The sequence below is a fragment of the Bradyrhizobium sp. ERR14 genome (assembly GCF_014198235.1).
Taxonomy (GTDB): domain Bacteria; phylum Pseudomonadota; class Alphaproteobacteria; order Rhizobiales; family Xanthobacteraceae; genus Bradyrhizobium.
The window spans coordinates 59732-83037 of the sequence record NZ_JACIHD010000014.1 but is presented as its reverse complement, the minus strand read 5'-3'; the positions used below and the strand labels follow the sequence as shown (position 1 = coordinate 83037).

At 65.1% G+C, this 23306-nt stretch carries 24 protein-coding genes; 21 read left to right on the top strand and 3 right to left on the bottom strand.

From position 1 onward, the window contains the following. Positions 1 to 30: 30 nt before the first annotated feature. From GGD62_RS29360 to GGD62_RS29350, 3 genes are all read left to right on the top strand, one after another. Positions 31 to 723: a ribonuclease T2 family protein gene (locus GGD62_RS29360; RefSeq protein ID WP_183711629.1), complete on the top strand. Its 693-nt coding sequence runs from the start codon at positions 31 to 33 to the stop codon at positions 721 to 723. 174 nt (positions 724 to 897) lie between these two features. Next, the gene (locus GGD62_RS29355; RefSeq protein WP_183261665.1) at positions 898 to 1758 is read left to right on the top strand and encodes a 23S rRNA (adenine(2030)-N(6))-methyltransferase RlmJ; all 861 of its coding nucleotides are present in this window, start codon (positions 898 to 900) and stop codon (positions 1756 to 1758) included. A gap of 265 nt (positions 1759 to 2023) precedes the next feature. Beyond that, a complete protein-coding gene (locus tag GGD62_RS29350) occupies positions 2024 to 2239 on the top strand; it encodes a cold-shock protein (RefSeq protein ID WP_008544396.1) in 216 nt (71 codons plus the stop codon). A gap of 116 nt (positions 2240 to 2355) precedes the next feature. On the opposite strand, the gene GGD62_RS29345 is transcribed toward GGD62_RS29350, so the two are convergent. Next, positions 2356 to 2979 carry an outer membrane protein gene (locus GGD62_RS29345; protein WP_020508683.1) on the bottom strand — a complete coding sequence of 208 codons (624 nt, stop codon included), beginning with the start codon at positions 2977 to 2979 and terminating at the stop codon, positions 2356 to 2358. A 250-nt stretch (positions 2980 to 3229) separates the two neighbouring features. On the opposite strand from GGD62_RS29345, the gene uvrC reads away from it, so the two are divergent. The 9 genes from uvrC (at position 3230) to GGD62_RS29300 (ending at position 12003) form a co-directional block, all read left to right on the top strand. Beyond that, positions 3230 to 5284, top strand: a complete 2055-nt coding sequence (gene uvrC, locus GGD62_RS29340; protein ID WP_179731602.1) for an excinuclease ABC subunit UvrC — start codon at positions 3230 to 3232, stop codon at positions 5282 to 5284. A gap of 97 nt (positions 5285 to 5381) precedes the next feature. After that, positions 5382 to 5999, top strand: a complete 618-nt coding sequence (gene pgsA, locus GGD62_RS29335; protein WP_018318354.1) for a CDP-diacylglycerol--glycerol-3-phosphate 3-phosphatidyltransferase — start codon at positions 5382 to 5384, stop codon at positions 5997 to 5999. After that, positions 5996 to 6247 carry a molybdopterin converting factor subunit 1 gene (moaD, locus tag GGD62_RS29330; protein WP_018318355.1) on the top strand — a complete coding sequence of 84 codons (252 nt, stop codon included), beginning with the start codon at positions 5996 to 5998 and terminating at the stop codon, positions 6245 to 6247. Before pgsA ends, moaD begins: the two co-directional genes overlap by 4 nt. Positions 6248 to 6250: 3 nt before the next feature. Then, positions 6251 to 6733 (top strand): molybdenum cofactor biosynthesis protein MoaE, encoded by a 483-nt coding sequence (locus GGD62_RS29325; protein WP_018318356.1) that lies wholly within the window; start codon positions 6251 to 6253, stop codon positions 6731 to 6733. Beyond that, positions 6733 to 7692 (top strand): 50S ribosomal protein L3 N(5)-glutamine methyltransferase, encoded by a 960-nt coding sequence (gene prmB, locus GGD62_RS29320; RefSeq protein WP_018318357.1) that lies wholly within the window; start codon positions 6733 to 6735, stop codon positions 7690 to 7692. Before GGD62_RS29325 ends, prmB begins: the two co-directional genes overlap by 1 nt. Positions 7693 to 7784: 92 nt before the next feature. Then, positions 7785 to 8372 carry a phage holin family protein gene (locus GGD62_RS29315; protein ID WP_183236809.1) on the top strand — a complete coding sequence of 196 codons (588 nt, stop codon included), beginning with the start codon at positions 7785 to 7787 and terminating at the stop codon, positions 8370 to 8372. Further along, positions 8373 to 9503 (top strand): YihY/virulence factor BrkB family protein, encoded by a 1131-nt coding sequence (locus GGD62_RS29310; RefSeq protein WP_183711626.1) that lies wholly within the window; start codon positions 8373 to 8375, stop codon positions 9501 to 9503. It abuts the gene before it with no gap. Between the two features lie 148 nt (positions 9504 to 9651). After that, a complete protein-coding gene (locus GGD62_RS29305; RefSeq protein ID WP_183711624.1) occupies positions 9652 to 11133 on the top strand; it encodes an EAL domain-containing protein in 1482 nt (493 codons plus the stop codon). Between the two features lie 15 nt (positions 11134 to 11148). Beyond that, a complete protein-coding gene (locus GGD62_RS29300; RefSeq protein ID WP_028140142.1) occupies positions 11149 to 12003 on the top strand; it encodes a TIGR01459 family HAD-type hydrolase in 855 nt (284 codons plus the stop codon). A gap of 212 nt (positions 12004 to 12215) precedes the next feature. On the opposite strand, the gene GGD62_RS29295 is transcribed toward GGD62_RS29300, so the two are convergent. After that, entirely contained in the window at positions 12216 to 12611 is a 396-nt protein-coding gene (locus GGD62_RS29295) for a response regulator (RefSeq protein WP_008567674.1), read from the bottom strand. Positions 12612 to 12842: 231 nt separating this feature from the next. Here GGD62_RS29295 and GGD62_RS29290 point away from each other — a divergent pair, with 231 nt between their 5' ends. The 7 genes from GGD62_RS29290 to arfB all read left to right on the top strand — a co-directional run bounded on the left by GGD62_RS29290 (position 12843) and on the right by arfB (position 21835). Further along, positions 12843 to 13814: a bifunctional riboflavin kinase/FAD synthetase gene (locus GGD62_RS29290; RefSeq protein WP_183711622.1), complete on the top strand. Its 972-nt coding sequence runs from the start codon at positions 12843 to 12845 to the stop codon at positions 13812 to 13814. 202 nt (positions 13815 to 14016) lie between these two features. Further along, positions 14017 to 17025 carry an isoleucine--tRNA ligase gene (gene ileS, locus GGD62_RS29285; RefSeq protein WP_183711620.1) on the top strand — a complete coding sequence of 1003 codons (3009 nt, stop codon included), beginning with the start codon at positions 14017 to 14019 and terminating at the stop codon, positions 17023 to 17025. 10 nt (positions 17026 to 17035) lie between these two features. Continuing rightward, positions 17036 to 17530, top strand: coding sequence for a signal peptidase II (gene lspA, locus GGD62_RS29280; protein ID WP_018318364.1), 495 nt, complete (start codon positions 17036 to 17038; stop codon positions 17528 to 17530). A 95-nt stretch (positions 17531 to 17625) separates the two neighbouring features. Next, positions 17626 to 18351 carry a hypothetical protein gene (locus tag GGD62_RS29275; RefSeq protein WP_092255207.1) on the top strand — a complete coding sequence of 242 codons (726 nt, stop codon included), beginning with the start codon at positions 17626 to 17628 and terminating at the stop codon, positions 18349 to 18351. 194 nt (positions 18352 to 18545) lie between these two features. Then, positions 18546 to 19937: a pitrilysin family protein gene (locus GGD62_RS29270; protein ID WP_183236937.1), complete on the top strand. Its 1392-nt coding sequence runs from the start codon at positions 18546 to 18548 to the stop codon at positions 19935 to 19937. Beyond that, positions 19934 to 21301: a pitrilysin family protein gene (locus tag GGD62_RS29265; RefSeq protein WP_179731618.1), complete on the top strand. Its 1368-nt coding sequence runs from the start codon at positions 19934 to 19936 to the stop codon at positions 21299 to 21301. Before GGD62_RS29270 ends, GGD62_RS29265 begins: the two co-directional genes overlap by 4 nt. 117 nt (positions 21302 to 21418) lie before the next feature. Beyond that, the gene (arfB, locus tag GGD62_RS29260; protein ID WP_018321949.1) at positions 21419 to 21835 is read left to right on the top strand and encodes an alternative ribosome rescue aminoacyl-tRNA hydrolase ArfB; all 417 of its coding nucleotides are present in this window, start codon (positions 21419 to 21421) and stop codon (positions 21833 to 21835) included. Between the two features lie 61 nt (positions 21836 to 21896). On the opposite strand, the gene GGD62_RS29255 is transcribed toward arfB, so the two are convergent. Next, positions 21897 to 22205, bottom strand: a complete 309-nt coding sequence (locus GGD62_RS29255; protein WP_026202641.1) for a hypothetical protein — start codon at positions 22203 to 22205, stop codon at positions 21897 to 21899. Between the two features lie 301 nt (positions 22206 to 22506). Here GGD62_RS29255 and GGD62_RS29250 point away from each other — a divergent pair, with 301 nt between their 5' ends. Both GGD62_RS29250 and GGD62_RS29245 read left to right on the top strand, forming a co-directional pair. Beyond that, a complete protein-coding gene (locus tag GGD62_RS29250) occupies positions 22507 to 22893 on the top strand; it encodes a c-type cytochrome (RefSeq protein WP_179731620.1) in 387 nt (128 codons plus the stop codon). Beyond that, positions 22894 to 23289 (top strand): VOC family protein, encoded by a 396-nt coding sequence (locus GGD62_RS29245; RefSeq protein ID WP_018321946.1) that lies wholly within the window; start codon positions 22894 to 22896, stop codon positions 23287 to 23289. The last annotated feature ends 17 nt before the right edge of the window (positions 23290 to 23306 follow it).

Below are 23306 nucleotides of genomic sequence, written 5' to 3'. Positions count from 1 at the left end.
CCTCGCACAGTCTAGTTGAGGGGCGTCGCCATGTTTCATTCCAGATTGCATTCGTTTTCCCGTCTCGTGATCTCCCTGACCCTTGCCGCCGGACTGGCCTTGTTGGCCGGGAGCGCGAACGCCCAGGACAAGCGGCAGAACGGGCCCGGCGAATTCGACTTCTATGTACTGTCGCTGTCGTGGTCGCCCTCGTTCTGCGAGGAGGCCGCCGAGCGTGGCGGCCGGTCGCAGATCCAGTGCAGCGGTCGGCCCTACGCCTTCGTGGTGCATGGGCTGTGGCCGCAATATGAGACCGGCTTCCCGGAATATTGCCAGCGGCCCGCACCGCGGCTGAACCGCAGCATCGTCTCCTCGATGCTTGATCTGATGCCGGCGCCGGGCCTGATCTTCAACGAATGGGACAAGCACGGCACCTGCTCGGGCCTCGAGGGCCGCAACTATTTCGAGACGATCCGCAAGGCGCGCGCTGCGATCAAGATCCCGGCCGAATATCTCGATTTGTCTCAGGCCAAGACCGTGGCACCGGCAGAGGTCGAGGAAGCCTTCATCAAGGCCAATCCGGGGCTGAGCAATGCCGCCGTCTCGGTCACCTGCAACCGGACGCGGCTGTCCGAGGTCCGTATCTGCCTCAGCAAGGACCTGCAATTCCGCGCTTGCGACGAGATCGAACGCCGCACCTGCCGCCGCGATCAGGTGACGATGCCGCCGATCAGGGGCGGATAGGATTTGTTCGCCGCCATTCCGGGGCGCGCGGAGCGCGAACGATGATGCGCATTTGCGCATCTGAGAATCCATCCAGCAGCATGCGCCGTGGCGAAATGGATTCCGGGCTCGGTGCCATGCACCGCCCGGAATGACAGCAGTTACTTTCGGCGCGTGATGTCGTAACTCTTCGCCATGAATTACCGCCACGCCTTTCACGCCGGCAACTTCGCCGATGTCATCAAGCACATCGTGCTGGCGCGCATCATCACCTATCTGCAGGACAAGCCGGGGGCGTTCCGCGTCATCGACACCCATGCCGGCGCCGGCCTCTACGATCTCGACAGCGACGAGGCGCGCCGGGGCGGCGAATGGCTGACCGGAATCGCGCGGCTGATGCAGGCGCGCCTCTCGAACGAGACCCTCGCGCTAGTACAACCCTATCTCGATATCGTCCGCGCCTTCAATCCCAAGGGTGAGCTCAAGGCCTATCCAGGCTCGCCGTTGATTGCGCGCGGCCTGCTCCGGCCGCAAGATCGGCTCATCGCATGCGAGCTGGAGCCGAAGGCGCGGAAAGCGCTGATCGACGTGCTGCGCCGCGACGAACAGGCCCGCGTGGTCGACCTCGACGGCTGGATGGCGCTGCCGGCTTTCGTGCCGCCGAAGGAGCGGCGCGGCCTCGTGCTGATCGATCCGCCCTTCGAGGCCAAGGACGAGTTCGAGCGGCTGGGCGAAGCCTTCTCCACCGCCTTCGCGAAATGGCCAACCGGCATCTATGTCATTTGGTATCCCGCCAAGAATCGGCGCGCCACCGACACACTGGTTCAAACGGTGGCGCGGCTCGCATCTGCAGCAAAACCGCCGGGAAATTGTCTGCGCCTCGAGTTCAGCGTCGCGCCTCAGCTCGACGGCGGAGCTCTCGCCTCCACCGGGCTCCTGATCGTCAATCCGCCCTACACGCTGCAGGGCGAGCTCAAGACGATCCTGCCCGAGCTGGAAATGCCGCTCGGCCAAGGTGGTGCTGCCAGATTCCGATTGGAGGTGCCCAAGCCTTAAAGCCAGCCCGTAACACTCCGGCATTCTTGGGAAAAATATGCAGGAGCGGTAGTCAATCTGCAGAGAACCGTATTATGCTGTTTCCGTGACTGGCTTTACGTTCCGCTTCCGCGAATGGTTGCGGCGGAGTGAAGGCCTAAGAAAGATCCGGCCGGACCGCCAGCGGTCCGCCCAAGGATGGCCAGCTCCCGGGCTCCGTAGTGCCCCGTCATGTCGTGACGTGAGTCTGCGTTGCGGCGGAGGAGCAATGAGGGGGAGTTTCCCGATGGCCATGACGGGAACGGTTAAGTTTTTCAACGGCGAACGCGGCTACGGTTTCATCAAGCCTGACGACGGCGGCCGCGACGTCTTCGTACATATTACTGCTGTGGAGCGGGCCGGACTGAAGGACCTTGCGGAAGGACAGCGTATTACTTTCGAAGTCGAACCCGACAAGAAGGGGAAGGGACCGAAGGCGGTCAATCTGGTCATCCTCTCCTAGCGGGCCTGACGCACAACATTCGGCGCAATACTTGGCGCGAAGAATACCTGGCGCAAAAAAAAATCCCGGCCGCGAGCGGCCGGGAGGTTGTGGTCCGGTATTTTTTTCTTCAGCTATCAGAAGCGATAGTTCACGCCTGCGCGCACAACGCTGGCGCTATAGCCGTTTGACACCCCTGTAATTGCGAACTGTGTCGTCGACAGATCGATGTAGAGATATTCCAGCTTGGCGCTCCAGTTCGGGGCCAGACCGACTTCCGCACCGGCGCCGATGGTCCAGCCGGCGGTGGTGTGCGATTCCGTCCAGCCGAAGGTCTGCGCACGCAGCTCGCCGAAGGCGAGGCCGGCGGTGCCATAGAACAGCACGTTGCTGAAGGCATAGCCGGCGCGGCCGCGCAGGGTGCCGAACCACGGATTGGAGAATTTCCACGGCGCGAAGGTGTCGTCGGCACCGGCGGCCTGGATGTCGCCCTCGACGCCGAACACAAACGGGCCATTCTGGAAGTTGTAGCCGGCCTGCACGCCGCCGACGAAGCCCGACGGCTTCGAGGGGTTGTTGTCCACCGAGCCCCATTCATAGCCGATGTTGCCGCCGAGATACGGGCCCGCCCAGCTGTACGCGTTGAGCGGCTGGTTGACGGTATAGGGCGCGCGCTGACCGTAAGTCATGTCGGCGGCCTCCGCCGAAGCTGTCCAGCCGGCGGCAACCAACGCGGCTGCGCCCACAACGAGCCTCTTCATCACTTAACTCCAACGCAACTGCCGTCACCGGTGCGGCGCCCGCGCCGCCGCGCGAGGCAAAACGCATGGTTACGGAACCACCACTTTTTCGCGTAAGATTTATCGAGAGTTTTAAGTTAAAGGGCTGTTAAGCCGGGTTACCGCGCTGTTAACAGGCTTAAGCAAGCGTTACCGGGAACTGCGCCGCCATCCTGTGCGTGCCGCACGGCCGGAACTTCAAATCGGCACCCCCAGCGCCTAAATTCGCTCCATGGTTCACGATTCCACCGACAATCCGGACGACCGCGCGCGCAAACCCGTGCGTGGCGCCGTGCCGGACGTCCCAGCCGAAACACCTCCGGACCTCGATCCCGCCACCAGCGGCGGCGATGACGAGGACGATGCGCGGCTGCCCGATATCCTGGAAGAGAGCGGCGCCGTCGGCGAAGGACCGCTGGCGACCGGCCATGAGGCGATCGAGCACGCGGTGCGGCTCGCCCCGACCTCGCCCGGCGTCTATCGCATGCTCAATGCGAATGCCGACGTGCTCTATGTCGGCAAGGCCAAGAACGTCAAAAAGCGCCTATCCAACTATGCGCGCCAGAATGCACCGCAGCCGGCCCGCATCCTGCGCATGATCGCGGCCACGGTGACCGTGGAGATCGTCTCGACCAACACCGAGACCGAGGCGCTGCTGCTGGAAGCCAACCTCATCAAGCAGCTGCGGCCGCGCTTCAACGTGCAGCTGCGCGACGACAAATCGTTTCCCTACATCCTGATCACCGGCGACCATTGGGCGCCGCAGATCCTGAAACATCGCGGCGCGCAGAGCCGGCCCGGGCGCTATTTCGGGCCCTTCGCCTCCGCCGGCGCGGTCAACCGCACCATCACGGCGCTGCAGCGCGCCTTCCTGATCCGCTCCTGCACCGATTCCTTCTTCGAGAGCCGCACCCGGCCCTGCCTGCTCTACCAGATCCGCCGCTGCGCCGGCCCCTGCACCCGAGAGATCGACTTCGGCGGCTATACCACCCTGGTGCGCGAGGCGAGTGACTTCCTGTCCGGCAAGAGCCATGCGGTGAAGCAGGAGCTTGCAGGCGAGATGGAGAAGGCGTCCGGTGAGCTCGAGTTCGAGCGCGCCGCGCTCTACCGCGACCGCCTCGCCGCGCTGTCGGCGATCCAGTCGCAGCAGGGCATCAATCCGCGCACGGTGGAGGAGGCCGACGTGTTCGCCATCCATCAGGAGGGCGGCTTCTCCTGCGTCGAGGTGTTCTTCTTCCGCACCGGCCAGAACTGGGGCAACCGGGCCTATTTTCCGCGCGCGGAGAAGACGTACACCCCGGAAGAGGTGCTCGGCTCCTTCCTCGCCCAGTTCTACGACGACAAGCCGCCGCCAAGGAACATCCTGCTCTCGCACGAGATCGAGGAAAGCGAGTTGCTCGCCAACGCGCTGTCGATCAAGGCCGGCCACAAGGTCGAGGTCACCGCGCCCAAGCGCGGGGAGAAAAAGGAACTCGTCGCCCACGCGTTGACCAATGCGCGCGAAGCCCTCGGCCGCAAGCTCGCGGACACCGCCACGCAAAGCCGCCTGCTCGATGCCATCGCCACGACGCTGAGCCTGCCCCATTCGCCCAAGCGCATCGAGGTCTACGACAACAGCCACATCCAGGGCACCAATGCGGTCGGCGCCATGATCGTCGCCGGCCCCGACGGTTTCGTGAAGAACCAGTACCGCAAGTTCAACATCAAGTCGGAAGGGATCACGCCGGGCGACGACTTCGCCATGATGCGCGAGGTGCTGGAGCGGCGCTTCAAGCGCCTGATCAACCCGCCCGAGGAGGGTGCGACCAAAGCGAAGGACGACGACTTCCCGCAATGGCCTGATCTCGTCATCATCGACGGCGGCCGCGGCCAGCTCAACGCCGTTCGCGAGATCTTCGCCAATCTCGGCCTGACCCAGGTGTCGCTGATGTCGGTCGCCAAGGGGCCGGACCGGGATGCCGGACGCGAGACCCTGTTCATGCCCGAGCGCGAGGCGATCAAGCTGGAGCCGCGCGACCCCGTGCTTTATTTCATCCAGCGGCTGCGCGACGAGGCCCACCGCTTCGTCATCGGCTCCCACCGCAAGCTGCGCAAGAAGGACATCCGCGAGGCCGGTTTGCAGGAGATTCCGGGCATCGGCCCGTCACGCAAACGTGCCTTGCTGCATCATTTCGGAACCCTGAAGGAGATCGAACGGGCCTCGATCGCCGATCTCGGCAAGGTTCCGGGGGTCAGTGCCGAGAGTGCGCGCAGGATTTTCGAGTATTTCCATCCCCAGCCGGGATGAATTAAAGGGGGACCGCAGTCATATGATCGTCGTGTCCGCACCTCATTTGGGGTGCGGGACGGTTGACGTTCAGGCAGCAGCGGTATTGGTAGGACGGATGAACATCGCCACCACACGAGGGACGACCAGCCGCGCGATGTCCCTCCCCAACATCCTGACCTATGGCCGGATCGCCGCGATCCCGGTCGTCGTCGGATGCATCTATGCGCAGTCGATTCTGGATCAGCCGCTCTGGCTGCGCTGGGTGGCGGTCGCCCTCTTCATCGCGGCCGCGGTCACCGATTACCTCGACGGCTATTACGCGCGGATCTGGAATCAGCAATCGGCGTTCGGCCGGATGCTCGACCCGATCGCCGACAAGCTGCTGGTCGCCTCGTGCCTGCTGATGCTGGCCGCCGACGGCATCATCCATGGCTGGTCGTTGTGGGCCGCCATCGTCATCCTGTGCCGCGAGATCCTGGTCTCGGGCCTGCGCGAATACCTCGCCGCGCTCCGGGTCAGCGTGCCCGTGACCAAGCTTGCGAAGTGGAAGACCACGGTCCAGCTCGTCGCGATCGGCTTCCTGCTCGCGGGACCTGCCGGCGACGAGGTGGTGCCCGTCGTCTCGATGATTGGCCTCGCGCTGCTGTGGGCCTCGGCGATCGTGACCATCTATACCGGCTACGATTATTTCCGCGCCGGCATCCATCACCTCATCAAGGAGGACGAGGGATGAAGGTGAAGTATTTCGCCTGGGTGCGCGAGCGCGTCGGCAAGGCGGAGGAGACCATCGAGCCGCCGGCGACCGTGCGCACCGTCGAGGAGTTGATCGCCTGGCTGTCTGGCCAGAGCGAGGCCTATGCCTACGCGTTCGAGAAGCCGAAGGTGATCCGCACCGCGATCGACCACGCCCATGTCAAATCGGATGCCGCGATCGCGGGCGCCCGCGAGATCGCGTTTTTCCCGCCGATGACCGGCGGTTAGGCCATGTCTTCCCCAGTCGCCAGCTGCCCTGTCACCATCCGTATTCAGGAAGACGATTTCGACATCGCGCGCGAGATCGCCGTCCTGACCAAGAGCCGAACCGACATCGGCGCGGTCGTGAGCTTCTCCGGCATCTGCCGCGCGGACGATGACAGCGCCAAGGTCGCCGCGCTCACGCTCGAGCACTATCCTGGCATGGCCGAGGAAGAGATCAGGCGCCATGCCGACGAAGCCATTTCCCGCTGGCCGCTGAACGGCGTCACCGTGATCCATCGCGTCGGCCGCTTCATGCCGGGCCAGAACATCGTGCTGGTGCTGACCGCCTCGCAGCACCGCCAGGCCGCATTCCATGCCGCCGAGTTCCTGATGGACTACCTCAAGACCAGCGCCCCGTTCTGGAAGAAGGAAGAGAGCGCCACCGGCACCGGCTGGGTCGAGGCCCACGCCCGTGACGACGAGGCCGCCGCACGCTGGACCAAATCCTGATGGCAAGAGCATCCAAAAAGACCGCGCGCAGCCGCGCCGCACCGAAGCTCGCGACGGTCGGACGCGGCGAGCTCCTCACGCTGCTCGACTACGTCCGCTACGCGGTGAGCCGCTTCGTTGAAGCAAAACTCGCCTTTGCTCATGGCACGACCGATCCGGTCGCCGAAGCCGCCTTCCTGGTCTGCGAGGCGCTGCATCTGCATCCCGAACAGCTCGAAAGCTTTGCCAACGCGCGCGTCACGGCCGCCGAGGGCAAGACCGTGCTCGATCTGATCCACCAGCGCGTGACCACGCGCAAACCGGCCGCCTATCTCGTCAACAAGATCTACATGCGTGGCCTGCCCTTCTATGTCGACGAGCGCGTCATCGTTCCGCGCTCCTTCATCGGCGAACTGCTGGATTCGCATTTTGGCGGCGACGGCGAGGCCGGATCGCTGATCGACGACCCTACGGGCGTCGAGCGCGTGCTCGATCTCTGCACGGGATCGGGATGCCTCGCCATCCTCGCCGCGCAGCATTTCCCGAACGCCGCCGTCGATGCCGTCGATATCTCGAAGGGAGCGTTCGAGGTCGCCACGCGAAATGTCGGCGAATACGGGCTCGAGGACCGGATCAGCCTGTATCGCGGCGATCTGTTCGCCCCGCTCGGCGATGCGCGTTACGACCTGATCATCACCAACCCGCCCTATGTCGACGCAGAAGGCATGGCCGCACTGCCGCCTGAGTGCCGGGCCGAACCCAAGCTCGCCTTCGACGGTGGCGCCGACGGCCTCGACGTGGTCCGCCGCATCCTGGCTGAGGCGCCCGATCACCTCACCCCGGACGGCGGACTGATCTGCGAGATTGGCCGCGGCCGCGAATTGGTCGACGAGGCCTTTCCGGAACTGCCGCTGCTCTGGCTCGACACCGAGGACTCCGAGGGCGAGGTGTTCTGGATCGCGGCCGCCGATCTCGCCTGATTCACCACGACGGACGGTGCTCCGTCGGAACAAGTCAAATTCCGCCACGTTCATCCCCCGAACGAATTTTCTCGCTCTCGGAGGATGTCCGCATGCTCGCGCCATCGGGCGAACTGCTGCGCGCCGGCATGGCGCTGAAGCTCAACCACGTCAAACGCGCCGCTCAATCCTATCTGCGTGACCAGACCAGCCAGGCGACCGGCAAGGTGACGTCTTACGCCGTGGCCGGCGGGCTGTTTGCGGTCGCGGGCCTGTTCGTGATCGCGGCATTCTTCGTCGGGCTGATCGCCCTGTACCGCTGGGTCGCCATCACCTACGGGCAGTTCTGGGGTTTCGGGGCCGTCGGCGGCGTGCTGCTGGTGCTGGCGGCGGTCTGCGCGGGCGTGGCAATGGCGCAGATGAAGCGCAAAGCCAAGCCGATCGTGCCGCTGGCCAGCCGGTTGCGCGTTGCGATCGCGACCCCGCGGATCCCGCGCGGAACGGTCAAGGAGGCCGTGAAAGAGGTGGCGACCACGATTCCCCTTGCGCCGCTCGCGCCGGGCGAGCGCCGCCATGGCGCAAGAGCCCGGCCCGTTCGCACCAACCGACCCGTGCAGCTTGGCTTGATGCTCGCCGCGATTGGGTTGGCAGGGTTCACGGCAGCGCGCCGCCGGCGTCACGGCCGGAGATTGGACGCTTAAATGCTGGTGCGGCGCTCCGAACAGATCGACTCCTGGCTGCTGGTGGCGGCGACGGCCGTCTTCGTGCTGACGGCGGAGCGCTACTTTCAGGACAGGGACCTGGTCCCATCGGGGCCCCCGCAAGACCATCGCAAAGGCGAGGCGAATTCACCGGAAACGCATCCCGCGCGCGCGGCCGTGCAGCCCGGCCATGGCCGCCGCGCCAAGAGCCCGTTTGAGATCCCCTGGAAGGGCTGGAAGGATATCTTCTGGCGGACCTATCAGCGCATCGATGAGGATCGCCTGCTGGCGACAGCGGGCGGCGTCGTGTTCTTCGGGCTGCTCGCGGTCTTCCCGGCGGTCACGGCGGTGGTCTCGTCTTACGGCCTGTTCGCCGATCCCGCGACAATCAGCGCCAATCTGCAGACGCTTGCAACGATGCTGCCCGAGGGCTCGTTTCAGATCGTCGAGGACCAAGTGGCGCGCGTGGTCTCGCATGGCAATACCACGCTCGGTGCCACGTTCCTGCTCGGCCTTCTGCTGGCGATCTGGAGCGCCAATGCGGGGGTCAAGGCGATCTTCGATGCCCTCAATGTGGCCTATGAGGAACGCGAGAAGCGCAGCTTTATCCGGCTCAACATGGTCTCGCTGGCCTTCACGGTCGGCGGCATCGTGGCACTGCTAGTGATGGTGGGGCTTGTCGTTGCCTTTCCGCTGGCGCTCAATCATCTCGGCATGGCGCCCGAAAGCAAGCTGATCGTGGCGCTGGCACGATGGCCGCTCATGTTCCTCGTCCTGCTGGTGGCGCTTGCGATCCTCTACCGCTTCGCGCCCAGCCGGGATGCGCCGCGCTGGCAATGGCTGAGCCTCGGCGCGGTGATCGCCGCCATCCTCTGGATCGCCGGCTCGGCGCTGCTGTCCTGGTATCTCTCGGAGTTTGCCAACTACAATGCGACCTACGGCTCGCTCGGCGCGGCAATCGGCCTGATGACCTGGATGTGGATGTCGGCGATCGTCATCATGTTCGGCGCCGAGCTGAATTCGGAGATCGAACGGCAGACGCTGAAGGACACGACCGCGGGGCCACCCAAGCCGCTCGGCACCCGCGACGCCGTCTCGGCCGACACGGTCGGGGCCGCCGCGCCAGCCTGACCGCGCCCGGGAACGGGCCGCTATCCCCTCGAATCAACAATGATGATAAGCTCATGCAGCTTGGGGGAGCATGAGGCGTGACGGGTTCGCACAGCGGCCCGTGTTTTCCCGGGTGAGGCAGTCAGCTCTTTGAGGCGTAACGCGCGGCATGATTCGCATTTCGACGATCTTCATCGCCATCTGCATGGTACTGGTCGCGGCCTCGCTCGGGCTTGTGCTCTACGCCGTCGCCGGCATCAGCGGAACCGAATCCGCGATCGTTGCCCTGACCGCGCTGACCTTCCTGATCCTCTACAACGCGGTGTCGATGCGGCTGCGCGACCGCAGCGATGTCGGCGGCCAGATCGCCGATTTGTCGCGCGGCACCGCCGACCTCGCCCGCCAGGTGGCGGAGTTCGGCCGCCGCCTGGCCGCGATCGAGGGACGTATCGCCTCGTCCAATTCGACCAACTCCGACCGCATCCAGTCGGTGGTCGGCGAGATCAACGAGCTCGGCGGATTGGTCAGGCAGCTCGCCACCACCGTATCGACTCATGAGGATCTGTTGGCTGGCAATGCGCCAGCGCCGGCTCCCGCTCCGATCGCCAGGCTGGAGCCGGAGGCGCCAATCGACCTGATTACGCCGTTCGAGGAGCGGCCTGCCCCGCCGCCGCTGCCCGCACCGCCGTCACGACCAGCACCGGCGATCCAGACCCAGGCCGCCAATCCGGTTCCGGCAGTCAACGGGCGCAACCAGACCCAGTTGCTGGCGGCGCTGCGCAACGCGATCGACGAAAACCGCATCGACATCTTCCTGCAGCCGATGGTGACGCTGCCGCAACGCAAGGTGCGGTTCTATGAAGCCGTGACGCGACTTCGTGACGAGCGCGACCAGCTGATCGCCGCCGAGGAGTTCATCAGCATCGCAGAAGCGTCCGGCCTGATCGGGCGCATCGACAACATGGTGATGCTGCGCTGTGTGCAGGTGCTGCGGCGCCTGATGGTGCGCAACAAGGACGTCGGCGTGTTCTGCAACGTCGCGGCCTCCACGCTCGGCAATTCCACCACCTTCGCGCAATGCCTCGACTTCCTCGAAGCCAACCGGGCGCTGGCGCCCTCGCTGGTGCTGGAGTTCAAGCAATCGACCTTCCGCAATCTCGGCCCGGCCGAGACCGAAAATCTCGCGGCGCTCGCTCAGCGCGGCTTCCGTTTCTCGATCGACCATGTCACCGATTTGCGCATCGAGCCGCGCGAGCTGGCCGACCGCGGGGTGCGCTTCATCAAGGTGCCGGCCACCCTGCTGCTCGACCCCCGGCAGGCCTCGGCCTCGGACATCCATCCCTCCGACCTCTCCGACCTGCTCGGCCGCTTCGGCATCGACCTGATCGCCGAAAGGATCGAAGGCGAGCGCGCGGTCGTGGACCTGCTCGACTATGACGTGCGGTTCGGCCAGGGCTTCCTGTTCGCGCCGCCCCGGCCATTGCGGCCTGAGGGGGCATCTGCTACCGGCGGGGCCTCGCCGAACCAGGCGCAGGACATTCAGGGATCCAATGGCTCCGCTCCCCCCAGCCAAGGCGCGACATCTGGCGCGACGTCAGCCGCTCCGGCACAACGCATCACCGGCAACGCGGCGCTCGCGCGCCGCATCTGATCGACGCTGCGCATCATGACCACACTGCATTTCGCCGAAAGCCTGCGCGAGCTCGTGGGCGGTGTCGATGTCGTGCTCAGCGACATCTGGGGCGTGGTCCATAACGGCCTCGAATCCTTCCCGGAAGCCTGCGAGGCGTTGCACACTTATCGCAGCCGCGGCGGTACGGTGATCCTGATCACCAACGCACCGCGCCCGGCCGATAGCGTGCAGCGGCAGTTGCGCAAGCTCGGCGTCGCCGACGAGACCTATGACGCCATCGTTTCGTCCGGCGACCTGACCCGGCTCTATGTCGCCGAGCATCCCGGCCGCAAGATGTTCTGGCTCGGTCCCGAGCGCGACAACTCGATCTATCGCGGGCTCGACGCGAAAACCGCGCCGCTGGAGGAAGCCGACTACATCGTCTGCACCGGCCTCTATGACGACGAGACCGAAACGGCGGAAGACTATCGCGGCATGATGCTGAAGGCGCGCGAGCGCAAGCTGACGCTGGTCTGCGCCAATCCCGACATCGTGGTGGAACGCGGCGACCGGCTGATCTATTGCGCCGGCGCCATCGCGGAGCTCTATCGCGAGCTCGGCGGCGAAGTGATCTTCTACGGCAAGCCGCACCGGCCGATCTACGAGCGCGCCATGGCACTCGCCGGCGAACGCCAGGGCCATCCGATCGACCGGAAAAAAGTGCTGGCGATCGGCGATTCCGTCCGCACCGACTTAACCGGCGCGCGCGAATTCGGCATCGACTGCCTGTTCGTCACCCGCGGCATCCATGCCGAGGAGTTCGAGGGCCTCGATCAGCTCGACCCGGCATCGGTGATGGAATTGTTCGGCCACCCGCCGAAGGCGTTGATGCGCGAATTGAAGTGGTGACGGCTGGGCGTGAACTGACGCCGGCTTAGACCAATTGCGTAGCTCTCAACACCGTCATGGCCGGGCACAGCCGTCCGAAGGACGGCGTCGCTTCCGCTCGCCTATGACCCGGCCATCCACGACTTGCTTCCAACGCCCAAGAACGTGGATGCCCGGGACAAGCCCGGGCATGACGATCTCTATAGAAAGCTGTGTTTGGATCAGGCGGCGCTTTACGCGCTCGCCATGTCCGGGAAGACCGCCTCGATCTTGGTCTTCAACGTCGCCGCGTTGAACGGCTTGACGATGTAGTTGTTCACACCGGCCTTCTTGGCCGCGATCACGTTCTCGGTCTTGGATTCCGCGGTGATCATGATGAAGGGCGTGGTGGCGAGGTTCGGATCCGCGCGCACTTCGCGCAGCAGGTCGTAACCCGTCATCGGCTCCATGTTCCAGTCGGAGATCACGAGCCCGTACTTCTTGCCGCGCATCTTGTTCAGTGCTGCCGAACCGTCGCTGGCATCATCGATGTTCTCGAAGCCAAGCTGCTTCAGCAGATTCCTGATGATACGGATCATGGTGCTGTAGTCGTCCACCACCAGAACCGGCATCGACAAATCAACCGCCATCTCGACTCCCCCAACGCAAACCCAAGGAATATTACGATCAGACCTGCCCAAGCCGGAGCCCGGCAGTTCCACGCTCAAGGACTAGCACCAAGGCGTTAAACAGCGCGTTAATTGGGGACGCCCGCCAAGAACTGAAATCGCGTTCGATGTGGCCGCCTCCCTCCCGCTTGACTTCATCCGGCCGGTCGCGCCACGGTCCCGCCCGGTCCTGCCGGTTTGAGAATTCCCCTGATGGCTCCGCATTTTACCATTATCCGCGACACCACGCCGGTCTCCGCGATTCCAAGGGGTGCCGTGGTCGCCATGGGCAATTTCGACGGGGTTCATCTCGGCCACCGCGCCGTGATCGCCGCAGCCCTGGAAATGGGCCGAGCGCAGGGCCGCCCCGCGCTGGCATTGACCTTCGAGCCGCATCCGCGGCGGTTTTTCAGCCCCAACACCCCCCAATTCCGCCTGACGGACGAGCGGGCCAAGCTGCGGCTCCTGGCCGGCACCGGGCTAGCCGGCGCCGTGGTCATGGCCTTCGACAAAGCCCGTGCCGGAACCAGCGCGCAAGACTTCATTCACCATGACCTGATCGGGCGGCTCGGCGTCAGCGGGATCGCGGTCGGCTATGACTTCCATTTCGGCAAAGGACGCGTCGGCTCGCCGAGCCTTCTGGTCAACGAAGCGCCCCGCCTCGGCATCGAGGTCGATGTGCAGCCCCATGTCGATATCGACGAGCGGCCGGTGTCCTCCAGCGCCATCCGGATCGCACTCGCCGAAGGCCTCCTCGGCGAAGCCACCACCATGCTCGGCGCGCCCTGGTTCGTCACCGGCGAGGTCATCCACGGCGAAAAGCGCGGCCGCGATCTCGGCTATCCCACCGCCAACATCCGCCTGGACGCCAATTGCGGACTGAAGCACGGCATCTATGCGGTGCGGGTCGGCCGCGGGCCTGAGCGGCTGGACGGGGTGGCAAGCTTCGGCCGCCGCCCGACCTTTGATAACGGTGCCCCGCTGCTCGAGATCTTCCTGTTCGACTTCAAGGGCGACCTCTACGGGCAGGCTCTGGACTGCGCCTTCGTCGGCTTCATCCGCGAGGAGCTGAAATTCGACAGTCTGCAGGCCCTGATCCGCCAGATGGACGACGATTCCGCCCGTGCCCGCGCCATCCTGGCCGCCGCCCCGGACGCATTTCCGCGGCTCGGCACCATCGATTGAGCCCGAACCCGGCTTCCCCGAACCTTTGCGCTTCCCTTGGCCCCCTGCTATGGAGGGCCCATGTTTGCGCGGCGCATCATAGGGATTAGCGGCCCGGCTTCCGCCTGAGCCTTCGGCTCGGCGCAAGACCGGGATTTTGTCGTTTCACCCCGCGATTCCGCATCGCCATCCGTTCCCGCGCCCTTCCGAGCCAGTCAGCCTCATGTCCGAAAAGCCGCAAAAATCCCCAAAGTCTGAAGCCAAAGACTATTCGAAGACCCTGTTCCTGCCGCAGACCGAATTCCCGATGCGCGCCGGCCTGCCGCAGCGCGAGCCGGAGATCCTCAAGCGCTGGTACGAGATCGGCCTCTACGAGAAGCTGCGCGAGGCTGCCCAAGGCCGCGCCAAGTTCGTGCTGCATGACGGCCCGCCCTATGCCAACGGCAACATCCATATCGGCACCGCGCTGAACAAGATCCTCAAGGATCTCGTCACCAAGAGCCAGCAGATGCTCGGCTTCGATTCCAACTACGTGCCGGGCTGGGACTGCCACGGCCTGCCGATCGAATGGAAGGTCGAGGAAGAGCACTATCGCAAGAAGGGCAAGCAGAAGCCCGACTTCCGCGACAGCGCCGCGATGATCGACTTCCGCAAGGAGTGCCGCGCCTACGCCACGCATTGGCTCGGCGTGCAACGCGAGGAGTTCAAGCGCCTCGGCGTCATCGGCGACTGGGACCATCCCTACGCCACCATGAGCTTCCCGGCCGAAGCCCAGATCGCGCGCGAGCTGATGAAGTTCGCGGCCAACGGCACGCTCTATCGCGGCTCCAAGCCGGTGATGTGGAGCGTGGTCGAGAAGACCGCATTGGCCGAAGCCGAGGTCGAGTACGAGGACCACACCTCCGATACGGTGTGGGTGAAATTCCCGGTCACCTCGCCCGCGCACGGTGTGCTCGCTACCGCAAGCGTCGTGATCTGGACCACCACGCCGTGGACGTTGCCGGGCAACCGCGCCATCTCGTTCTCGCCGAAGATCGCCTACGGCCTGTACAAGGTGACGGACGCGCCCGCCGACAATTGGGCCAGGACCGGAGATCTCCTGATCCTCGCCGACGCGCTCGCTGAAGAGGTCTTCAAGCAGGCGCGCGTGACGGCCTTCGAGAAGGTGCGCGACGTGCCCGGCGACACCATGGACGCGATCGAATGCGCCCATCCGCTGAAGGGTCTTGCCGGCGGCTACGACTTCATCGTGCCGCTATTGCCCGGCGACCACGTCACCGACGACACCGGCACCGGCTTCGTGCACACCGCGCCCGGCCATGGCCGCGAGGACTTCGATGCCTGGATGGCGCAGGCGCGCGAGCTCGATGCGCGCGGCATCACCACGGCAATCCCCTACACCGTCGACGAGAACGGCGCCTACACCGATCATGCGCCGGGCTTTGCCGGCAAGCGCGTCATCAACGACAAGGGCGAGAAGGGCGACGCCAACGAGGCCGTGATCAAGGCGCTCGTCGAAAAGGGCATGCTGCTCGCGCGCGGCCGGCTCAAGCACCAATATCCGCACTCCTGGCGCTCCAAGAAGCCGGTGATCTTCCGCAATACGCCGCAATGGTTCATCGCGATGGACAAGGACGTGGCGCAGGGCGGCAAGACCAAGAGTGGCGACACGCTGCGCGCCCGCGCGCTGCACGCGATCTCGGTGACGCAATGGGTGCCGCCGTCAGGCGAGAACCGCATCAACGGCATGATCGAGGCGCGGCCCGACTGGGTGATCTCGCGCCAGCGCGCCTGGGGCGTGCCGATCGCCGTGTTCGTGCGCGAGAAGGGCGACGGCTCCGCCGAGATCCTCCAGGACGAGGCCGTCAACACCCGTATCGGCGAGGCCTTCGAGCAGGAAGGCGCGGACGCCTGGTACGCCAAGGGCGCGCGCGAGCGCTTCCTGGGCGCACGGGCCAATGAAGACTGGCAGAAGGTCGACGACATTCTCGACGTCTGGTTCGATTCCGGCTCGACGCACGCCTTCGTGCTCGAAGACCCCGTGCAGTTTCCCGGGCTCGCCGGCATCAAGCGCAAGGTCGACGGCGGCACCGACACGGTGATGTATCTGGAAGGCTCGGACCAGCATCGCGGCTGGTTCCACTCCTCGCTGCTGGAGAGCTGCGGCACCCGCGGCCGCGCGCCCTACGACGTCGTGCTGACCCACGGCTTCACCCAGGCCGAGGACGGCCGCAAGATGTCGAAGTCGCTCGGCAACACCATCGAGCCGCAGGCCGTCATCAAGGAATCCGGCGCCGACATCTTGAGGCTCTGGGTGGCGTCCTGCGACTACACCGACGACCAGCGCATCGGCCCCGAGATCCTGAAGAACACCGTCGAGACCTACCGCAAGCTGCGCAACACCGTGCGCTGGATGCTCGGCACGCTGCATCATTACAAGCCGGCCGACGCAGTGGTGCCTGCCGAGATGCCTGAGCTCGAGCGGCTGATGCTGCACGAGCTCGCGATCCGCGCCGCCGCCGTCGACAAGGCCTATCGGGAGTTCGACTTCAAGACCGTGGTCGCGATCCTGTCCGCTTTCCTGAACAGCGAGCTCTCGGCGTTCTATTTCGACATCCGCAAGGACACGCTGTATTGCGATCCACCGTCGTCGCCGACGCGCAAGGCGGCGCTGACGACGATCGACCTGTTGTGCGCCTCGGTCCTGAAATGGCTGGCGCCGATCCTCAGCTTCACCGCGGAGGAAAGCTGGCGCATGTATCGGCCAGATGCCGAGCCATCGGTGCATCTGACGCTGTTCCCGACCGATCTCGAAGCCTTGCGTGACGACAAGCTCGCCGCGAAATGGGAAGCGATCCGCAACGTCCGCCGTGTCGTCACCGGCGCGCTCGAGCTCGAACGCGCCGCCAAGAACATCGGCTCCTCGCTGGAGGCTTCGCCGGTGATCTACGTCGCCGACCGGGACATGCTGATGACGCTGTTCGACGTCGACCTCGCCGAGATCTGCATCACCTCGAACTACGAGGTGCGTGAGGGCGAGGCGCCCGCCGATGCGTTCCGGCTCGATGCCGTCCCCGGTGTCGCGGTCGTGGTGGAGAAGGCGGTCGGCACCAAATGCGCCCGCTCCTGGAAGATCTCCCCGACGGTCGGCGAAGACGCCGAATATCCCGACGTCACCCCACGCGATGCACAGGCGCTTCGCGAGTGGAAGGCGTTGGGCGTGAGCGTCTGATCCCGCGGCCATGACCCCGCTCCGCGCCGGCATCCTCGCGGCCCTGGTCACCCTCGTGGCCGACCAGGCCTCAAAGCTCTGGCTGCTGAACGGGTTCGACCTCGCCCGTCGCGGCGTGGTCAAGGTGACGCCGTTCTTCGACCTGGTGCTGGCCTGGAACATCGGCATCAGCTTCGGCTGGCTGCAGAACGACGGCCAGGCGGCGCAGCTCGCGCTGATGGCCGTCAAGGCCATCGCCGTGGTCGCGCTGGCGATCTGGATGGCCCGCTCGCACACCCGGCTGGCCACGATCGCGTTGGGCCTGATCATCGGCGGCGCCATCGGCAACGGCATCGACCGCCTCGCCTATGGCGCGGTGGTCGATTTCGCCCTGCTCCACATCGAGATCGGCGGAAATACCTATAATTGGTATGTGTTTAACCTCGCCGACGTGGCGATCGTTGCTGGGGTGGCGGGGCTATTGTATGATTCCTTCCTGGGGGTACCCGCCGCAAAAGCGCCCTGATCCCGGCCGATACGGACCGGCAGGTGGAACCCGGCCTTTGCGAGGGTTTGCCGCGTGCGAGCGGCGATCTGACACAATATGGAACAGGTACAGTAATGCGCAGCTCGAAGACCAGCATTTCGATGGTTCGAGACCCCCGATTGGGGCTTTGGCGGGCGTTGAGATTGTCCGCTGTCGCGCTCGGCATCGGCCTCGTCATGTCGGCTGGCGCAGCGCGCGCCGGTGACGACGACGATGAAGATGACGGGATGACCTTCGAAGAGAAGATCATCGACAATCTGATGTCCGGCATCGGCGCCAAGAGCATGGAAAAGCCCGGCATCGAGTACCGCGAGCGCTCGCCGCTGGTGGTGCCGCCCAAGCTCGACCTGCCGCCTCCCGCGACCCAGGCCAAGGCTGCGCCGAACTGGCCCAAGGACCCCGAGGAGAAGCGCCGCAAGGAAGCCATCGCCGCGCGCAAGAAGGCAACCAAGGAAACGGAAAACTGGCAGGCCGCCCGACAGCTGACGCCCGCCGAGATGAAGGCCGGCCAGGTCGCCGCAGCCCCCCGGACAAGCAATGACCCGATCCAGCCGGGCACCAACGGCAATCCGTCACTCAGCCCCGCCGAACTCGGCTTCTCCGGCGGCCTGTGGAATATGATGAAGGGCGGCAACGCCACCGAAGAAAAGAAATTCACCGAGGAGCCGCCGCGCCAGTCGCTGGTCGAGCCGCCGCCGGGTTATCAGACGCCGTCTCCGAACTACGCCTATGGCGCCGGGCCGGACAAGTCGCGACGGACCTATTTCGACATCATGTCCGGCAAGGACAAGGAACAATAGCGTTCCTGTTCCACAGACCCGAAACCCCGCGCCGGCGATTCATGTACGCCGGCCGAGGCGCATAAATTGCTGATCAGTAACTTGCCATCGCGTTGAGTTCTCTGCTTCGTGACGCGAAGCCTCAGCCGCACGGTGTAGCATGCCGTGCCGTCCGAGCCGGACATCCGGACCTCGGCCTTTCACTAGGGATCATGATGTCCGCAAACCGATCGGCTGCCTGCCTCCTTGCCGCGCTGCTTTCGACCAGTGTCCTGACATCAGGCGCGGCCCTTGCCCAGACCACGGTCACATCGGCCCCGCCCGCCAGCTTCACGCTCAGCAACGGCATGCAGGTCGTGGTGATCCCCGATCACCGCACGCCCGTCGTCACCGAGATGATCTGGTACAAGGTCGGCTCGGCCGACGAGACGCCGGGCAAGTCCGGCCTCGCCCACTTCCTCGAGCACCTGATGTTCAAGGGCACCTCGAAGCACCCCGTCGGCGAATTCTCCCAGACCGTGCTTCGCGTCGGCGGCAACGAGAACGCCTCGACCTCGGTCGACTACACCAACTATTACCAGCGCGTGCCGAAAGAGCAGCTGCCGACCATGATGGAGTTCGAGGCCGATCGCATGACCGGCCTCATCCTCAAGGACGAGAACGTGCTGCCCGAGCGTGACGTCGTGCTCGAAGAATACAATATGCGCGTCGCCAACAATCCGGACGCGCGGCTGAACGAGCAGATCATGGCCGCGCTCTATCTCAATCATCCCTACGGCCGTCCGGTGATCGGCTGGCACCAGGAGATCGAGAAGCTCGACCGCGAGGACGCGCTCGCCTTCTACCGCCGCTTCTATGCGCCGAACAACGCGATCCTGGTGATCGCCGGCGACGTCGAGGCCGCCGACATCCGTCCACTGGTCGAGCGCAATTTCGGCTCCATCCCGGCCCAATCAGCCATCCCGGCGCGGCGCGTCCGTCCGCAGGAGCCGGAGCCCGCCGCCCCGCGCACCGTCACGCTGGCCGACCCGCGCGTCGAGCAGCCGAGCATGCGGCGTTATTATCTGGTGCCCTCGGCAACCACGGCCGCGGCCGGCGAGAGCGCGGCCCTCGACGTGCTGGCGCAGCTGATGGGCAGCGGCAGCAATTCCTATCTCTACCGCGCCCTCGTCGTCGACAAGCCGCTCGCAGTCTCCGCCAATGCCAGCTATTCGAGCATCTCGCTCGACCCGACCCAGTTCGCGATCTCTGCCTCACCGAAACCCGGCGTCAGCTTCGCAGAGGTCGAGCAGGCCGTCGACGGCGTCATCGCCAATGTCGCGCAGAACCCGATCCGCGCCGAGGATCTGGAGCGGGTCAAGACCCAGCTCATCGCGGAAGCGATCTACGCCCAGGACAACCAGGCGGTGCTGGCACGCTGGTATGGCGGCGCGCTGACCACCGGCCTGTCGATCGAGGACATCAGGAGCTGGCCCGATCGCATCCGCGCGGTCACCGCCGAGCAGGTCCGTGCGGTCGCGCAGAAATGGCTCGAGAAGAAGCGCTCGGTGACGGGCTATCTGATCAAGGACACTGCCGCCACCAAGCGCGAGGAGAAGCGTTCGTGACCTATCCTTTCCTTAGACGCGTTGCCTTCTCGTTTGTCACGGGCGCTGCGCTTTCCCTCGCCGCCATCTCGCCGTCGCAGGCGGCCGCAAAGATCCAGCACCTGGTCTCGCCGGGTGGTATCGAGGCCTGGTTCGTGCAGGACGCAACCGTGCCGCTGATCGCCATGGAATATTCCTTTGCCGGCGGCTCGGCGCAGGATCCCAAGGACAAGCCGGGCGTCGCCAATCTGGTCGGCGATCTCCTCGACGAAGGCTCCGGCGATCTCGACTCCAAGACCTTCCACGAGCGGCTCGACCGCCGCGCCATCGAGCTCTCCTTCAGCGCCACCCGCGACACTTTCCGCGGCAGCCTGCGCATGCTGCGCGACAACAAGGACGAGGCCTTCGACCTCTTGCGGAGCGCGCTGACCTCGCCGCATTTCGACCCCGCCGATGTCGAGCGCATCCGCTCGCAGGTCGTCTCGGGCCTGCGCCGCGAGACCACCAATCCGACCTCGCTGGCGAGCCGCAAATTCCTGGAGGTCGCCTTCGGCGATCATCCCTACAGCCGGCAGAGCAACGGCAACCTCGACAGCGTGCCGACCATCACGATCGCGGACATGAAGGACTATGTCGGACGGGTCCTCGCCAAGGACGGGCTGAAGATCGCAGTCGTCGGCGACGTCGATCCGGCGACGCTCGGCAAGCTGCTCGACCACACCTTCGGCAGCCTGCCCGCCAAGGCCAACCTCACGCCGGTCCCCGACGTCGAGGCTGCAAAACCGCCGCAGCGCGCCTTCGTGACCCTCGACGTGCCGCAGACCGTGATCACTTTCGGCGGCCCCGGCGTGAAGCGTAGCGATCCCAACTTCATGGCGGCCTATGTCGTCAATCACATCCTCGGTGGCGGCGGATTGTCTTCCAGGCTCTATCGCGAGGTCCGCGAGAAGCGCGGCCTTGCCTATTCGGTCTATGAAGCGCTGCTCTGGATGGAGCATTCGGCGGTGTTCATCGGCAATACCGGCACGCGCGCCGACCGCGCCGGCGACACCATCGATGCCATTGAAAAGGAAGTGCGCCGGATCGCCGAGGAAGGCCCGACGCAGAAGGAGCTCGACGAGGCCAAGTCCTACCTCAAGGGCTCGCAGATGCTGGCGCTCGATACCTCCTCCAAGCTGGCCCAGGCGCTGCTGCAGTACCAGCAGGACAAGCTGCCGATCGACTATATCGAGAAGCGCAACGCCATCGTCGACGCCGTGACGCTGGACGACGCCAAAGCCGCCGCCAAGCGTCTCTGGGGCCAGGGCCTCCTGACCGTCGTCGTCGGCCGCGCCCCCCAGGCCGCGGCGCAGCCCTCCGCGGCTCCGGCGACGAAGTCGAACTGACGTCCCTCTCAGATGTCCTGAAATGGCCGGGCTCGCCCGGCCATTTGCGTTTCCACCAAGCACCATTGCCCAACGCAGACGTCCGCGATATGTCCGGACATCACGAATGGTGCCATCATGCTGCGGATATCCCGCGATCTCGTCATCGACGAGGACGACATCGAGATCGGCTTTGTCCGCGCCTCCGGCCCGGGCGGGCAGAACGTCAACAAGGTCGCGACCTCGGCGCAGTTGCGCTTCGACGCGCGCAAGCTGACCCTGCCGGAGGATGCGGCGATCCGGCTCGCCCGCCTCGCCGGTCAGCGCATGACCAAGGACGGCGTGATCGTGATCCAGGCGCAGCGCTTCCGCACCCAGGAGCGCAACCGCCAGGATGCCATCGACCGCCTCACGGAGATGCTGCGCGAAGCCATGGTACGGCCAAAGCCGCGGCGGGCGACAAAGCCGACTTTTGGCTCAAAGCAACGCCGGCTCGAGGGCAAGAAGCGCCGCAGCGACGTCAAGGCCGGACGCGGCGGGCGCTTCGACGACTAATTAGCGCGGCAAAAAACTCCGGCCGCTGGGCGACCGGAGTTTTGCCGTTTCACCGGCGAGACTAGTAACGCTTGGAAGGGGCTGCGCCGCCTGTCGTGGCATCGTCGGCCGTTCCCTTGTGCGCAGCGCTACCCGTGGTGCCGACCGTGCCCCTGGTGCCTTTGGTCGATTTCATCCCGGTCTTCTCGCCCGCCGCGCCCGGCTGAGCATTCATCTCCTCGTCGCCGCTGCCCATCGTGCTGCCTTGCATGGGTTTGCTCTGCACGGTGCCGCCGGGCTTGGCGGTGGGGGGCGCGCTTTGCGCGAGAACGGGCGTCGCAATGAGAGCCGACAGAGCGCATGCGATCATCGAGGTCTTCACCAACTTCATCCATTTCTCCTGGATTGTTTCGCGACGAATGGCTCGGCGGCTTTCACGCCGCTCGTCTGTACCGGACCATTGCATCGCGTCGAGAATTCGAGCGGCGCAATCGTCATGCAATGCGCATGGTGTGGTGATCGTTTAGGGATTTGACGGCGGTTTCGCGGAATTGTGCTCCGCATATAAGGCAGCGCGGAACACTGCGCATCACGAGCATCTCCGCGCGCAACGAAACAGCCCGCTACTACCACCGCCCATCTGACGCCGCCTAGAGTTTGCGCAGGTTGATGTCGATGGGCGGCTCTAGACGATGCGCGCGTTCGTGCTGGGATTGTGCACCGCGATGGTGCTGGTGGTGCGGGTTGCCGACGCACAGATGCCTTTGCCGGCCGCAAAGCCGCCGGACGGTGCGACACTCTTCAAGCAACAATGCGCGGCGTGCCACACCACGAACCTGTCGGAGCCGGCGCGCCAGGGACCGCCGCTGCTCAAGGTCGTGGGCCAGCCCGCCGGCAAGGTCGAAGGCTTTCGGTATTCGCAAGGCCTCGCCAACGCAGATTTCACCTGGGACGAAGCCCGGCTCGACGCCTGGCTGACCAATCCGCAAGCCGTCATTCCCGGCGTCGTCATGGCCTACCGGCAAGGCAAGCCGGAGACGCGCGCCGCCATCATCGCTTACCTGAAGGGGCAGAACTGAGTGGCAAAGCCGGTCCATTCCATGATCCGCGTGCTCGACGAGGCGCGCTCGCTCGACTTCTACCGGCGAGCCTTCGGCCTCGAAGTCGCCGACCATCTGAAATTCGCGGACTTTGCCCTGATCTATCTGCGTCATCCCTCCTCACCTTTCGAGGTCGAGCTGACGGTGAATTTCGATCGCAAGGAGCCGTACCAGCTCGGCGACGGCTACGGCCATCTCGCCGTCGTGGTCGAGGATCTCGAGGCCGAACATGCCCGCTTCGAGCGCGAGAAGCTCGCGCCGGGGCCCTTACGCGATTTCAAGCACGACGGCAGGACGCTGGCGCGCTTCTTCTTCGTCAGCGATCCCGATGGCTACAAGATCGAGGTGATCCAGCGGGGCGGACGGTTCGGCTGACACAAAGGTCCAAATCA